Source organism: Campylobacter sp. 110 (genome assembly GCF_002383965.1).
GTDB lineage: Bacteria > Campylobacterota > Campylobacteria > Campylobacterales > Campylobacteraceae > Campylobacter_D > Campylobacter_D coli.
This window is the reverse complement of record NZ_NXBD01000060.1, coordinates 1-14646: the sequence shown is the minus strand read 5'-3', so window position 1 is coordinate 14646 and position 14646 is coordinate 1. Positions and strand designations below refer to the sequence as shown.

14 protein-coding genes are annotated in these 14646 nt (G+C 30.3%); 12 read left to right on the top strand and 2 right to left on the bottom strand.

The genetic code is table 11. The features are described from left to right. Window positions 1-73 precede the first annotated feature (73 nt). Window positions 74-967 carry a phospholipase A gene (locus tag BGS43_RS09320; protein WP_225847699.1) on the bottom strand — a complete coding sequence of 298 codons (894 nt, stop codon included), beginning with the start codon at window positions 965-967 and terminating at the stop codon, window positions 74-76. 98 nt (window positions 968-1065) lie between these two features. Continuing rightward, on the bottom strand, window positions 1066-1641 hold the full coding sequence (locus BGS43_RS09315) for a molybdenum cofactor guanylyltransferase (RefSeq protein ID WP_002780540.1): 576 nt from the start codon (window positions 1639-1641) through the stop codon (window positions 1066-1068). 62 nt (window positions 1642-1703) lie between these two features. Between BGS43_RS09315 and BGS43_RS09310 the strand changes: the two genes are divergently transcribed. The 12 genes from BGS43_RS09310 to BGS43_RS09260 form a co-directional block, all read left to right on the top strand. After that, window positions 1704-3011 carry an NFACT family protein gene (locus BGS43_RS09310; RefSeq protein WP_002843157.1) on the top strand — a complete coding sequence of 436 codons (1308 nt, stop codon included), beginning with the start codon at window positions 1704-1706 and terminating at the stop codon, window positions 3009-3011. 2 nt (window positions 3012-3013) lie between these two features. After that, window positions 3014-3352: a hypothetical protein gene (locus tag BGS43_RS09305; protein ID WP_002825237.1), complete on the top strand. Its 339-nt coding sequence runs from the start codon at window positions 3014-3016 to the stop codon at window positions 3350-3352. Between the two features lie 8 nt (window positions 3353-3360). Continuing rightward, window positions 3361-4089: a phosphatidate cytidylyltransferase gene (locus BGS43_RS09300; RefSeq protein ID WP_044600576.1), complete on the top strand. Its 729-nt coding sequence runs from the start codon at window positions 3361-3363 to the stop codon at window positions 4087-4089. Then, window positions 4086-5162, top strand: coding sequence for a 1-deoxy-D-xylulose-5-phosphate reductoisomerase (gene dxr, locus BGS43_RS09295; RefSeq protein ID WP_061474947.1), 1077 nt, complete (start codon window positions 4086-4088; stop codon window positions 5160-5162). The genes BGS43_RS09300 and dxr overlap by 4 nt, the downstream gene beginning before the upstream one ends. Continuing rightward, the gene (locus BGS43_RS09290) at window positions 5159-6553 is read left to right on the top strand and encodes a M99 family carboxypeptidase catalytic domain-containing protein (protein WP_096569536.1); all 1395 of its coding nucleotides are present in this window, start codon (window positions 5159-5161) and stop codon (window positions 6551-6553) included. Before dxr ends, BGS43_RS09290 begins: the two co-directional genes overlap by 4 nt. Beyond that, window positions 6550-7557: a tRNA (adenosine(37)-N6)-threonylcarbamoyltransferase complex transferase subunit TsaD gene (tsaD, locus tag BGS43_RS09285; protein WP_096569533.1), complete on the top strand. Its 1008-nt coding sequence runs from the start codon at window positions 6550-6552 to the stop codon at window positions 7555-7557. Before BGS43_RS09290 ends, tsaD begins: the two co-directional genes overlap by 4 nt. After that, entirely contained in the window at window positions 7558-8073 is a 516-nt protein-coding gene (locus BGS43_RS09280) for a type II secretion system protein (protein ID WP_096569530.1), read from the top strand. Then, complete coding sequence (locus tag BGS43_RS10280; RefSeq protein ID WP_374220171.1) at window positions 8073-8657, top strand: DUF2920 family protein; 585 nt, start codon at window positions 8073-8075, stop codon at window positions 8655-8657. Before BGS43_RS09280 ends, BGS43_RS10280 begins: the two co-directional genes overlap by 1 nt. Further along, on the top strand, window positions 8654-9316 hold the full coding sequence (locus tag BGS43_RS10275; RefSeq protein ID WP_374220170.1) for a DUF2920 family protein: 663 nt from the start codon (window positions 8654-8656) through the stop codon (window positions 9314-9316). Before BGS43_RS10280 ends, BGS43_RS10275 begins: the two co-directional genes overlap by 4 nt. 9 nt (window positions 9317-9325) lie before the next feature. Further along, window positions 9326-11149, top strand: coding sequence for a motility associated factor glycosyltransferase family protein (locus tag BGS43_RS09270; RefSeq protein WP_096569527.1), 1824 nt, complete (start codon window positions 9326-9328; stop codon window positions 11147-11149). Next, complete coding sequence (locus BGS43_RS09265; RefSeq protein WP_096569524.1) at window positions 11146-12963, top strand: motility associated factor glycosyltransferase family protein; 1818 nt, start codon at window positions 11146-11148, stop codon at window positions 12961-12963. Before BGS43_RS09270 ends, BGS43_RS09265 begins: the two co-directional genes overlap by 4 nt. Window positions 12964-13059: 96 nt before the next feature. Continuing rightward, window positions 13060-14646, top strand: a 1587-nt coding sequence (locus tag BGS43_RS09260; RefSeq protein WP_096569521.1) for a flagellin A, incomplete at its 3' end; no start/stop codon positions are given.

The following is a 14646-nucleotide window of genomic DNA, read 5'->3' as shown; positions in this document are numbered from 1 at the left end:
TTTAAAAAACTATAAAAATTTATAAAATCTCAATTGATTGTTTTAATTTAATCTACAAAAAAGAAAATTAAATTTAATATGAAATCAAAAATCCCGTAGAAAGTCTTTGTAAGCGTTTGTTGTAATCTATAAGGCTTTCTCCATAGCCATTGAAGTATTGTAAATACCAATAAATTCCATTATCAAAAATATCATATCCTATATCCACTTGCACAGCGCCTTTATTGTCATGAAAATCAAGATTATTTCTTAGCATGAGATTTATAAAATAATCATTTCCTAAATACCCTATATTGATATCAAAATTTCCCATATAATGTGTGATTTCAGGATTATCATCATCTTCGCTGTTTTCAGGAATTCTATACCAAATTCTAGGAACAAATAAAAAACGCTGATATAAAAACACGCTTGAAGCATAAATTCTATTCCAAGAGCGTGATTCTAAATTCTCATCTCCTTTGCCATTGCTTTCATGCAAAATTCCTACTCTTAGATTATTAAGAAATTTATAATCTTCAAAATGCAAAGGAATATCTACAAAAAATTCAGGTTGATAATTTGTTTCTCTAAAGGGTGAGGAATGTTTATAGTTTTGCCACCAAGATGTTTGAGTGTAGCCTACATAATATTTTTCACCTAATCCTAACAAATCTTCAAATAATCTTTTTTTAATACTGAGTTGAAATTTCATTTCAGTTTTTCTATTTTCCCCGCCTAATGAGCCAAAACTATAAGCAAAAGGTAGGAAATAATTCATCTTATATGAGCTGATTCCAAGGGGATTAAAACTTGAATTTTCTCCTAAATAATTTGCCAAAGCAATGCGCGAAAAATCCTCTTTTGTGCTAGGTGTTTTTTGGGTATTTTGTGTTTCGTGCTTTATGCTTGAAAGTAAAGAAGCATTATTTTCTTTTAAATCTTGTTTAGGAGAATTTTGCAAGGCTAGTTTTTTATAAATTTGCATAGCTTTTTTATATTGTCCTTTTTTCTCAAATTCTAAAGCTTGTTCAAAATCATCGCAAAATACCAAACTATAAAAAAATATCAAAAAAAGAATTTTTTTCACTCGTACTCGCTTTTAAATTGCTCATATTCTTGATAAAAATTAAGATTTAAAAAAGGACTTTCATCCTCAAAATCTACAAAGTGGGTCTTTGCTTTAGAAAATAATAAAGCGATTTTTTGTTCATTTTTTTCTAGCAATTCTTTACAAAAGTGAGCTACAGAGCTGTGATAAAATCCGCATAAAGGATGTTTATGTGAAGGAGTTTTGGCAATGATGATTTGATAGTCTTGCTTTAAAGAAGGCAAGAACTTTAAAAGTTCTTTATCACTTAGATTAGGACTATCCACGCTTAAAATAAAAACAAATTCATCTTTAAAATTTGAAAGTATAGAATAAAGTGCAAGCATGGGGGAATAAATCTCAAATTCAGGGCAATCTTTTATGAGTTTAAATTTTGCTCCAAATTTGTCCTCTTTAGCACTCACATAAACATTTTTAAATATTTTTGAAAATTTTTCTACTTGAAATTGGGTTAAGGTTTGATTTTTAAAAATCAATTTGCTTTTATCCTCTCCCATACGACTTGATTTACCACCGCATAAAATCACGCAATTTAAATTTTCAAGTTTCAAAAATTTCCTTTTTTATTTCAATTCTATCATAAATTCATCAAAAATATCTTATAATCTCTTTTATGAAATACACAGAACTTATGCAATTACAAAATTTTTTTTCCCAATTTAAAAAAATCGATTTTATCAAGCGTGTTAATGATAATATTTTAGAGCTAAGCTTTAATAGAGAAAGATTTATTTTTGATTTAACTCGTGGAATGAGTGCTATTTATACTGCAAAATTAATGAGTAAAAACTATAACGCTCCTTTTGATTTTATGCTAAAAAAATACTTTAATAATGCTTTTATCAAAGAGGTGAAATTGCTTCAAGATAATCGCATTTTGTGTTTTAGTGTTAAGGTAGATAAAGCTTATAAGAGCTATGAAAGCAAGATTTATTTTGAATTTACAGGTAAAAATACCAATGTAATTATTACAGATGAAAAAGATTTGATCATAGAGGCTTTAAGGCATATTGATAAAAGTTATCGTGTTGTAAAACCTAATGTGATTTTAGAGTCTTTAAAGCCTTATAAAATGGATGAAAAATTTGAAGAAATAAAAAATTTTAAAGATTATTTTACTCAAAAATTTGAAATTTTACATGCAAATAAAATCAAGCAAATTCAAACACTCAAACTCGCTCAAATCGATAAAAAAATAGAAAATTTAAAAGAGCTTTATCTTGCTTTAGACAAAGAAGAAGTTTTATTAGATCAAGCTTTAAATTTAAGAAAGCAAGCGGATATTTTATTTGCTAATTTAAGCATTTTAAAAGAATACGAAAGAGAATTTGAACTTGATGATTTTGAAGGAAAAAAAGTAAAATTTAAACTCGATTTAAGTCCAAAAGAAAGCGCTAATTTATTGTATAAAAATGCTAAAAAATTAGAACAAAAAGCTAGAAATTTAAATTTACAAAGAGAAAATTTAAAAGAAAAATTAGAGTTTGCTTATGGCTTAAAAGAAATGTTAAGCAAGGCTAAAAATGAATTTGAGCTTGAAATTTTATTGCCTAAAAAAAGCACCAAGAAAAATCAAGAAAACAAGCAAGATAATGGCATAGCTAATTTTTATTTTAATGAGTTTAAAATTTGCGTAGGCAAAAATGAAAAAGGCAATGAAAATTTGCTAAAGAGCGCAAAAAAAGATGATTTGTGGCTGCATGTAAGAGATATTCCAAGTTCTCATGTTTTAATTATTTCAAACAAGCAAAAAATCAGCGAAGAAGTGATAGAATTTAGCGCAAGGCTTTGCGTGAATTTTTCAGGATTAAAGAAAGGTTCATATTGGGTCGATTATACTTTAAAGAATTTTGTTAAGGTTCAGCAAAAGGCGTTTGTAAAATATACAAATTTTAAAAGTATTAATATCACAAAGGATTAAAAATGCCAGTTAGCCCAATAGGAAATATGAATTTTGTTAATCAAAATATGGCTTATCCTGCCACTCAAACGAGTAATGAGCTTGCAAAAGAAGGTTTTGCGGCTTCATTAAATATGACAGCTTTTAATGAAAAAGAAAAAGCCTTAAACAAGCTTGAAAAAGTCAATGAAACTCATGAAATCAAAGAAGAGATCAAAGAAAAAGCCGAGCAAGAAGAAAAAAAGAAAAAACAAAAACAAGAAGCGAAAAAAGATGATAAGGATGAAAACTTAGAAGAGCAAACAGAAGAAGCCAGCTTTAAAAATGCACAAAGTATTCATCATATAGATATCAGTATATAAGGAAAAAAATGTTTAATGCAGCAAGAATTATTTGGGGCGTAGTGATGGCTATAGCAGTGATACTCATTGCTTTAATCGATCAGTTTATTATCAATTTTATTGTTTTTGCGTTTATATTGTATCTAGCTTTTAATGAGGCAAAAAAATTATTTCATTTAGAAAATGTAAGCATTATCCCTTTAGCCTTAGCCTTTATATTGGGAACTATTAGTGAAAATCCTTTGGCTTTTGGTGCTTTAGCAGCGCTTTTGGTATTGGGCTATCTTGTATACAAAAAAGCTCCTAGCTTAAAAGCTGTTTTGCTTTATCTTTATCCGAGTTTGCCTGTATTAGCGCTTTGGCAGGTGTATTTAGATAATGGAATGTTTGCTTTGTTTTGGTTGATTGCTATTGTTGCGATTTGCGATAGTGCGGCTTATTTTATAGGCAAGCTTTTGGGAAAAACTCCTTTTTCACAAACCAGTCCTAACAAAACCCTAGAAGGCGTTATAGGTGGTCTTGTTTGTGCGAGTATTTTGGGCACTTTGATAGGAATTTTTGTTTATAGTTTTTATCTTTCTTTGCTTTGCTCATTTTTTGTAGCATTTTTTGCAGTCATTGGTGATTTGCTTGAGAGTTATTTTAAAAGAGAAGCGGGTGTAAAGGATAGTGGAGATCTTATACCAGGGCATGGTGGAATTTTAGATAGAATTGATGCGGTGATTATCGCTGCTTTTGTGATGGTTGCTCTTTTATGATAGTTTTTGGAAGTACAGGAAGTATAGGGCTTAATGCCCTAAAACTTGCCACTTTAAAAAATATCAAGATTTCTGCTCTTGCTTGCGGGGAAAATATAAGTCTTTTAAATGAGCAAATAGAACAATTTAAACCCCAATTTGTAGCGATTAAAAACTCTAAGGATAAGCATTTAGTAAAACACGATAAAGTTTTTGTAGGACAAGAGGGCTTAGAAGAAATTTTAAGCTTGTGTGAAGATGATTTGTTGCTCAATGCCATTGTGGGTTTTGCAGGGTTAAAAAGCACTTTAAAAGCAAAGGAACTTGGCAAAAAAATCGCCTTGGCAAATAAAGAAAGCTTGGTCGTTGCTGGAAAATTTCTAAAAGGTGCGAAATTTTTACCCGTAGATAGTGAGCATTCGGCTTTAAAATTTTTACTTGAGGGTAAAAAAGACATAGTAAAGCTTTATGTTACCGCAAGTGGCGGAGCTTTTTATAAACACAAAATTAAAGATTTAAGTTATGTGAGTGTCAAAGATGCTCTAAAGCATCCAAATTGGAATATGGGCTCAAAGATCACGATAGATAGTGCAACAATGGCAAATAAACTTTTTGAAATCATCGAAGCTTATCATTTGTATAATTTTAAAAATATCGATGCTCTCATCGAACCAAAATCTTTAGTCCATGCCATGTGTGAGTTTAAAAATGGTGCAAGTACGGCGTATTTTTCAAGGGCTGATATGAAACTATCTATATCAGAGGCTATTTTTTCTAAGCATGATAGTAAAATTTTAGAGCCGGTTGATTTTGTTAAACTTTCTGGTTTAAAATTTTATAAAATCAGCACGAAAAAATATCCTATTTTTAAACTCAAAGACGAGCTTTTAAACAATCCTGATTTAGGCGTGATTATCAATGCTGCTAACGAAATTGGAGTGCAAAATTTTTTAGATCATAAAATACAATTTTTAGATATCGCTCATATTGTTTTTAAAGCATTGGATCATTTTGGTGTGCCTAAAATTTCAAGTATTGATGAGGTTTTTGAGTATGATTATAAAACAAGAGAGTATTTAAGGGGAATGAAATGAAATTTTTTATATCGATTATTTTTTTTATAAGCGGACTTTTTGCTCTAGATTTAGAATTTAGCGTGGGAGAGAATGGAAAAAGCTTAGATGATAACAATACGGTTTTGATTTTTGGAGGAATTCAAGGCGATGAGCCTGGTGGATTTCATGCGGCAAGCTTACTTTTGAGTGATTATAATATCACTAAGGGTAAAATCATAGTTGCTCCTAATTTAGCTTTTGATAGCATTATTAAACGCTCACGCGGGAAAAATGGAGATTTAAATCGCAAATTTGCAAGCATAAGTCCAAAAGATCCTGATTATCAAACAGTTAAACGCATTAAAGAGCTTATTTTACTTCCTGAAGTTAGCATGGTGATCAATCTTCACGATGGTTGGGGTTTTTATAAACCCACTTATATCGATGCGATGCAAAATCCTAAGCGTTGGGGAAATTCAAGTGTGATTGATACAAATGAAATCAATGCTAGTAAATATCCTGATCTTGAAAGCATAGCCACTCAAACTGTAAATAGTGTCAATGCTTCCTTGGTTGATCCAAAACATGCTTATCATCTTAAAAATACTAAAACTCAAGAGCTTGGTGATGCTGAAATGCTAAAAGCTTTAACATATTTTGTTATATCCAATCGCAAAGCCGCTTTTGCCAACGAGGCGAGTAAAAATTTGCCTGTAAATTTAAGGGCTTATTATCATCTTTTGGCTATTGAAAACTATCTCAAAACAGCAGGAATTGAATTTACTAGAACTTTTGAACTTACCCCACAAGGTGTTGATAAAGCCATTAATCAAGAGCTTGAAGTCAAGCTTTTTGATGATAAAATTTTACTTTCTTTAAAAAATCCAAGACAAGTTATCAATTATGTACCTTTTCCTGTTAATAAGGAGTTAAATTATAATACTAGCAATGAGCTTACTGCAGTTATAGCTGAAAATAATTCTTTTTATATCCAATATGGCAACCGATTTCAAACAAGACTTTATCCTGAATATCTTGAATTTAGCAATCCTTTTGATAAAGTAACTCTACAAGTAGATGGCAATGAAACTATAGTTAATTTTGGAACAAAACTTCAAGTTAAAGAAAATTTTCTTGTGCCAAGGATTAAAGGTGTGCGTGTAAATATCATAGGTTTTGATCATGGCAGAGATGAAAGCAATATGTTAGTTTCTAAAAAAAATATGCAAAAGCCTTATTCTTTAGATATGGCAGGTAAAATTTATAGAGTGGAATTTTATGAGTTAAGAGGGGCAAATTTGCAACAACTTTTAGAGGCAAATATCAATAGCAAGTTGATCAAAAATGCTAAAAATTTGGATTTAAATACTCTTAAAATGGCAAGATCAAAAGATAAATTCTTAGGTTCTATTTTAGTGGAATTTGAATGAAAAATCTTATTTTAGCTATAGAAAGTTCTTGTGATGATAGTTCTATAGCTATCATTGATAAAAATACATTAGAATGTAAATTTCATAAAAAAATTTCTCAAGAAATGGAGCACAATGTTTATGGCGGAGTAGTGCCCGAGCTTGCAGCAAGACTTCATAGTGAAGCCTTGCCAAGGATACTTGAGCAATGCAAGGGGTATTTTGATAAACTCTGTGCCATAGCTGTGACAAATGAACCTGGACTTAGTGTTTCTTTGCTTAGTGGCATAAGTATGGCAAAGACTTTAGCGCTTAGTCTTAATTTGCCTTTAATGGCTATCAATCATCTTAAAGGCCATATTTATAGTCTTTTTTTGGAAGAGCCAATTTATCTTGATATGGGAATTTTGCTTGTAAGTGGTGGGCATACTAAGGTTCTTTATCTTAAGGAAGATGGAAAAATAGAAATTTTAGCAAGGACCAATGATGATAGCTTTGGCGAAAGTTTTGATAAGGTAGCTAAGATGATGAATTTGGGCTATCCTGGCGGAGTACTTATAGAAAATTTAGCAAAAAATGCCAAACTTAAAAATATCTCTTTTAACACACCTTTAAAGCATTCTAAAGAACTCGCTTTCAGTTTTTCAGGGCTTAAAAATGCAGTGCGTTTGGAAATTTTAAAACATGAAAATTTAAATGAAGACACAAAAGCAGAAATAGCTTATGCCTTTGAAAATACAGCTTGTGATCATATCATGGATAAATTAGAAAAAATTTTTAATCTTTATAAATTTAAAAATTTTGGCGTTGTAGGTGGAGCTAGTGCAAATCTTAACTTGCGTTCGCGTTTGCAAAATTTATGTCAAAAATATAATGCAAATTTAAAACTAGCTCCTTTAAAATTCTGCTCTGATAATGCTTTGATGATAGCAAGAGCCGCAGTTGATGCTTATGAAAAAAAGGAATTTATAAGTGTAGAAGAAGATATTTTAAGCCCTAAAAATAAAAATTTTTCAAGGATATAGATGAAAAAAGCTTTTACTATATTAGAACTTGTTTTTGTGATCGTTATTTTGGGAATTTTAGCCGCTATTGCTTTGCCAAAAATGAGTTCAAGTAAGGATGAAGCTGAAGTTAGCAAGTCTTTAAACAACCTTAAAACTTTGATCAATGATATAAGCATTTATACTTTAAAAAATGATCATTTAAGCTCTATAAAAACGATGAGTAATGTAAGCGGGATTGAAAATGTTGATCTTAGTAATTTTAACGGTATAAAAGAAGTAAATTTTCGCGTAGGCGATGATAAAGAATGCTTAAAACTTGTTTTTATAAATAAAGCTGATTTTATACTCATGGGAATTTCAAGCAATGAAGTAAGTAAAAATGCTATCATTAACGCAGCCAATCAAAGCCATGAAGATTTAGAAAATATAGACTTTACAAGCTCTTCTAGTAATAAAGCTTGTGTGATTTTAAGTAAGAATGAAAATTTTAAAAACCTAGCGAGTAAAACTTATCTTTTAATAGGGGGAATGTAATGATAGTGAGTAAAACTTATGAGATCGACTCTTGTGATGATGTAGAACTTGGTATAAAAAGAGAATCAAAGCTTGAATTTAAGCTTTGTTTTGATGATGAAAAAGAAATAAAAGCTTTAGTGTTTATCATCCCTGGGCTTGGTGGAGATGCGGATGAAAATTACCGTGAACACTTGGCTGAATTTGTGGCTGGTGAGTATAATGCAGCTGTAGCTAGTGTGAATTATCATTGTATAGGAAATCGCCCGCAAACTGGATCAAGCTTTTTTATGGATGATATAGACAAACTTATTTTAAAAACAAGTTGTGAAGCTTTAAATATACAAGTTAATTTAGATAAGTTAAATTCTTTAGAAGAATTAAGCTCAACACTCAAAGAAGTTGATCACATCTTAGAAGAACAAAAAAACCAAAAATTAATTAATCCAAATTTTAAATTAAGCATTCATCTAAGTTTGCAACCAACAAAAAACGAATATCAAAATTTTGGGATCATGCAAGCTCAAGATCTTTTAAATGTCGCACTTTATCTTAAAAAACATGCTCCTTTTGATACTATGGGGGGGGTATACCAGTTATTATGATAGGTAGTTCTCATGGTGGGTATTTGGCACATTTAGCAGCTAAGATTGCGCCTTGGCTTATAGATGGAGTTATAGATAACTCAAGTTATGCTAAATTTCTTTGGCGTCTTGTAGGATTTGGAAAAGAAATTGATTTTATGAGATATTATTGTTTTGGAACAGCTAATTTTTTTAAACATATTTTTACTTATTGCTCTGATAAAACTTTTTGGACAAGTAATTCTAGTTTAAATAATTTTTTTTCAGTGCCAAGAAGAATGATAAGATATATCTTAGAACCAAAGCATCTTGAAATTCAGAGTAGCTATCCAAAACCATATTATACAAGCTATCATTCTTTTTATGATAAAGAAATAGCTCCACCTGATGAAAAATTAGAACTTTATAAATATTTAAAACAATTTGGATTTGACACAGAGCTTTATATGATAAAAAATCCAGATCAAATTGATGGCAAATTTATCAAAAGTTTAGAACACGGTATGGGAATGTCTATGAAAACTTTGATTTCTAAAGAATTTCCTTTAATGCTAGAAAAAATAAAACAAAATCCAAAAAAAGATTGTAAAGAAAAATGTATCTCTTATCCTTGTGAAGATTTGTTGTATCAATTTAGCGAAAAAGATGACAAAATATCACTAAAAATAGATAAATTTTAAGGAAACCCAATGACCATACTAGAAAAAAACATACAAGCTTTATTAAGTGGAGTCAATGAACCCTTAGGAAATAAACTTTTAAATTTCATACAAAATAAAACTTGTTCTCGTTTTAATATAGATGAAAATTTAAATATCTATGATAAAACTCATAATGTTTTCATGTATGAAAACTTAGAAGAAGAAATAAATTTTTTCTATCAAAGTATTTTAGAAAAAACTCATAGATATCCTTTTATATGTATTTATGGTATAGGCAATGCTTTACTGATTAAAAATTTATCCAAACACTATAAACATCTTTTTGTATTTGAAAGTGAAATAGAACTTTTTATCTTGGCTTTAAGCACGATAGATTTGAGTGAAGAGCTTTGTAGTGGAAAAATTTATCTTGTGGATATCGAAGAAGAAAGAGTAGATATTCAACTGCTTATACTTTTTGATATGAAAGATATGTTTGAGTACTTAAGTTTGTATGAAATGTTTGTAAATAATGTTTATTACAAAAAGTTTTATGAGGATATTTGGCATAGAGCAGATGAGCTTTGCGAGAAAAATATAGAAGTCATAGTAAGAAATTTAATTTCTAATTTAAACATCGGTTTTGAGTGTTATTCTCATCTTTTACAAAACATCCCTTCTATGCTTGAAAGCATTCCTTTTCAAAGAATCTTAAGCCAAAGAAAAAACCAATTTGAAAATGCTATAGTCGTTTCTGCAGGACCTTCTCTTGCCAAACAACTTCCTTTGCTTAAAGCTTATCAAGATAAAGTAGTGATTTTTTGTGCGGATGGGGCTTTAAGCATGCTTGAAAAAGAAGGCATCGTGCCTGATTATGTTACGAATTTAGATTTTACTGATCTAACAATGAAATTTTTTCAAAATAAAGAAAATAAAACTTCTTTAAATATGCTTTCATGCGCCACGCATCCTAGTTTGGTTTATTCACTAGATAATAAAAGTGTGATTTTAAGAGATGATCCTTTATACCAACGCTTCAATCTTAACGACTTTGGTTATATCGATACAGGTACTCATGTGAGTCATTTCTCTTATACTTTAGCTTTAGCTTTAGGATTTAAAAATATCATCATGATAGGACAGGATTTAGCCTTTGATGAAAAAGGAAATTCACACTCAAAAGGTTTTAGTTATGGCGAGCAATTTAGCGGAGAAAAAACTGTGCCTACTTTACAAGTCCCCGCCTATGCAGGTAAAGGAGAAGTTTTAACTCATATTACTTGGAATGATTATCGTATAAAACTTGAATATCTTTTTGCTTGCAATGATCAAAAGGCTAAATTTTACAATGCTACTGAAGGTGGAGCAAGGATTAATTTTACTGAAGAACTTTCCTTTAAAGAATGTTGTGAAAAACTCCTTACAAAAGAAAAACCTAAATTTGAACTTCCAAAAAGTTTAACTAAAAATAGAAGTGATAAACTCCTAGTTAAATTCAAAGAAAAAATACAAAAAGATCAAGAAAATGCCAAAAGATTTTTAAATGATGCTTTAGCTTTAAAACAAATTTTAGAAAATATACTCAGTAAAGATTTTATTTTGCCTTTAGAATTTTTAGAAAAAGTATATCAAAACATAGAAAATTTCAATCACTCTTTAGATGAAGATGAGTTTATACAGGATGGTATTTTAAAAGCAGTGATGTATGAGCGAGGACTTAAGATAAGTTTAGTTTATAAAGAAAATATTTTAGATCATGCTAGTTTCATCACAGCTTATATCAAGGCTTATGATGAATGGTTGCTTTATTTTATGGAAAAATTAGAGCAAAGAATAAATATTATCATCGATTCTTTTAAGGAACTTCCATGAATTTGCTAGAAAAAAACATACAAGCTTTATTAAGTGGAGTCAATGAACCCTTAGGAAATAAACTTTTAAATTTCATACAAAATAAAACTTGTTCTCGTTTTAATATAGATGAAAATTTAAATATCTATGATAAAACTCATAATGTTTTCATGTATGAAAACTTAGAAGAAGAAATAAATTTTTTCTATCAAAGTATTTTAGAAAAAACTTTAAGATATCCTTTTATATGTATTTATGGTATAGGCAATGCCTTGCTTATTAAAAACTTAGCCAAACACTATAAACATCTTTTTGTATTTGAAAGTGAAATAGAACTTTTTATTCTAGCTTTAAGTACGATAGATTTGAGTGAAGAGTTGAAAGTTTATAAGATTGTATTATTTGACTGTGTTGCAAAGGATTTAGAAATTCAAATTGCTATGATTTTTGATCAGCAAAGTATTTTAGAGTATTTAAGTTTATATGAAATGTTTATTAGCTCGCATTATTATCTTAAATACTATGAAACTTCTATTTTATCTTTAAATGAACTTTGTATTAAAAGTGCAAGTGTAGCAATAAGGAATGCAGATATTACTTGTTTTTTACCTTTGCTAACACATGGACAGTTTTTACAAAACATCCCTTCTATGCTTGAAAGCATTCCTTTTCAAAGAATCTTAAGTGAAAGAAAAAACAAATTCGAAAATGCTATAGTAGTTTCTGCAGGACCTTCTCTTACTAAACAACTTCCTTTACTTAAAGCTTATCAAGATAAAGCAGTGATATTTTGTGCTGATGGGGCTTTAAGTATGCTTGAGAAAGAAGGCATAGTGCCTGATTATGTTACGAATTTAGACTATAGTGATTGGCCAATAAAATTTTTTCAAAATAAAGAAAATTTAAAACAAAGCATTATCGCTCTTGAGTGTGCTACACATCCTAATGTTGTGCGTAGTTTAAATGCTGAAAATTGTATGATTGTTTTAAGAAATAAAGCCCTTTATCAACGCTTCAATCTTAATGACTTTGGTTATATAGATACAGGCACCCATGTGAGTCATTTTTCTTATACTTTAGCTTTGGCTTTAGGATTTAAAAATATCATCATGATAGGACAAGATTTAGCCTTTGATGAAGAAGGAAATTCACACTCAAAAGGTTTTAGTTATGGTGATCAATTTAGCGAAGAAACAATTGTACCAACATTACAAGTCCAAGCTTATGCAGGTAAAGGAGAAGTTTTAACGCATATAACCTGGAATGATTATCGTATAAAACTTGAATATCTTTTTGCTTGCAATGATCAAAAAGCTAAATTTTACAATGCTACTGAAGGTGGAGCAAGGATTAATTTCACTGAAGAACTTTCCTTTAAAGAATGTTGTGAAAAACTCCTTACAAAAGAAAAACCCAAATTTGATATTCCAAAAAGTTTAACTAAAAATAGAAGTGATAAACTCCTAGTTAAATTCAAAGAAAAGATACAAAAAGATCAAGAAAATGCCAAAAGATTTTTAAATGATGCTTTAGCTTTAAAACAAATTTTAGAAAATATACTCAGTAAAGATTTTCTTTTGCCTTTAGAATTTTTAGAAAAAGTCTATCAAAACATAGAAAATTTTAATCACTCTTTAGATACAGATGAGTTTATACAGGATGAAGTTTTAAGAGGAGCTTTTGCTTATCGTGGAAAAATGATTGCTGATGTATTAAAACTTCATATACAAGATAAAACGCATTTCATCACAGCTTATATCAAAGCTTATGATGAATGGTTGCTTTATTTTATAGAAAAGTTAGAACAAAAATACAAGTCTTTGTCAAAAGTATGAAATTTTATTGCTAAAGTATAAAATATTTTTTTGATTGCACGATATGGTATTTAACAAGTTCATGGATGAGCTTGAAATTTTTTAAAAGGATTTAAAATGGGATTTCGTATTAACACCAATGTTGCAGCTTTAAATGCTAAAGCAAACGCTGATTTAAATAGTAAAAGTTTAGATGCTTCTTTAAGCAGACTTAGTTCAGGTCTTAGAATCAACTCCGCAGCAGATGATGCTTCAGGGATGGCGATAGCAGACAGTTTAAGATCTCAAGCTAATACTTTAGGTCAAGCTATCAACAATGGTAATGATGCTATAGGTATCTTACAAACTGCTGATAAGGCTATGGATGAGCAACTTAAAATCTTAGATACAATTAAAACTAAGGCAACTCAAGCGGCTCAAGATGGACAAAGTCTAAAAACAAGAACCATGCTTCAAGCAGATATCAACCGTTTAATGGAAGAACTTGACAATATCGCAAATACTACTTCATTTAACGGTAAGCAACTTTTAAGTGGAAATTTTATCAATCAAGAATTTCAAATCGGTGCTAGTTCAAATCAAACTATAAAAGCTACTATAGGAGCAACTCAATCTTCTAAGATAGGTTTAACACGCTTTGAAACAGGAGGAAGAATTACATCTGGTGGTGAAGTGGAATTTACTCTTAAAAATTACAATGGTATAGATGATTTTAAATTTCAAAAAGTTGTGATTTCAACTTCAGTTGGAACAGGACTTGGAGCCTTAGCAGATGAGATCAATAAAAGTGCTGATAAAACAGGTGTTAGAGCTACTTTTACAGTAGAAACTAGAGGTATATCAGCAGTTAGAGAAGGATCTACTTCAGATACTTTTGCTATCAATGGGGTAACTATAGGTAAAGTAGATTACAAAGATGGTGATGCCAATGGAGCCTTAGTTTCTGCAATCAATTCGGTTAAAGATACTACCGGAGTTGAAGCTTCAATCGATGCTAATGGACAGCTTTTACTTACTTCAAGAGAAGGTAGAGGGATTAAAATCGAAGGAAGTATTGGTAGAGGTGCTTTTATCAATCCAAATATGACGGAAAATTATGGTCGTTTATCTTTAGTTAAAAATGATGGTAAGGATATTTTAATCAGCGGTACAGGTCTTTCTTTTGCAGGTTTTGGAGCGAATAATTTTATCTCTCAGACTTCTGTTTCTTTAAGAGAGTCAAAAGGACAGCTTGATGCTAATATCGCTGATGCTATGGGATTTGGTTCTGCAAACAAAGGAATTATATTAGCTGGTTTTTCTTCTGTTAGCGCTTATATGAGTAGCGCAGGAAGTGGATTTTCTTCAGGTTCAGGTTTTTCTGTAGGTAGCAATAAAAATTATTCTACAGGTTTTGCAAACGCTATAGCTATTTCAGCTACTTCGCAACTTTCTAAGGTATATAATGTTTCTGCAGGCTCAGGTTTTTCAAGTGGTTCTAACTTATCTCAGTTTGCAACTATGAAAACAAGTGTTTTTGGAGTAAAAGATGAAACAGCAGGTGTGACTACACTTAAAGGCGCTATGGCTGTGATGGATATAGCTGAAACAGCTATAACAAATCTTGATCAAATCAGAGCCGACATTGGTTCGGTGCAAAATCAAGTTACATCAACTATAAACAACATTACCGTTACTCAAGTAAACGTTAAAGCAGCTGAATCA

Excerpts from the sequence above, each read along its gene's own strand:
- BGS43_RS10275 (WP_374220170.1), top strand. The coding sequence starts at position 8,654 with ATGATAGGTAGTTCTCATGGTGGGTATTTGGCACATTTAGCAGCTAAG.
- BGS43_RS09310 (WP_002843157.1), top strand. The coding sequence starts at position 1,704 with ATGAAATACACAGAACTTATGCAATTACAAAATTTTTTTTCCCAATTT.
- dxr (WP_061474947.1), top strand. The coding sequence starts at position 4,086 with ATGATAGTTTTTGGAAGTACAGGAAGTATAGGGCTTAATGCCCTAAAA.
- tsaD (WP_096569533.1), top strand. The coding sequence starts at position 6,550 with ATGAAAAATCTTATTTTAGCTATAGAAAGTTCTTGTGATGATAGTTCT.
- BGS43_RS10280 (WP_374220171.1), top strand. The coding sequence starts at position 8,073 with ATGATAGTGAGTAAAACTTATGAGATCGACTCTTGTGATGATGTAGAA.
- BGS43_RS09280 (WP_096569530.1), top strand. The coding sequence starts at position 7,558 with ATGAAAAAAGCTTTTACTATATTAGAACTTGTTTTTGTGATCGTTATT.
- BGS43_RS09270 (WP_096569527.1), top strand. The coding sequence starts at position 9,326 with ATGACCATACTAGAAAAAAACATACAAGCTTTATTAAGTGGAGTCAAT.
- BGS43_RS09305 (WP_002825237.1), top strand. The coding sequence starts at position 3,014 with ATGCCAGTTAGCCCAATAGGAAATATGAATTTTGTTAATCAAAATATG.
- BGS43_RS09265 (WP_096569524.1), top strand. The coding sequence starts at position 11,146 with ATGAATTTGCTAGAAAAAAACATACAAGCTTTATTAAGTGGAGTCAAT.
- BGS43_RS09320 (WP_225847699.1), bottom strand. The coding sequence starts at position 967 with ATGCAAATTTATAAAAAACTAGCCTTGCAAAATTCTCCTAAACAAGAT.
- BGS43_RS09290 (WP_096569536.1), top strand. The coding sequence starts at position 5,159 with ATGAAATTTTTTATATCGATTATTTTTTTTATAAGCGGACTTTTTGCT.
- BGS43_RS09300 (WP_044600576.1), top strand. The coding sequence starts at position 3,361 with ATGTTTAATGCAGCAAGAATTATTTGGGGCGTAGTGATGGCTATAGCA.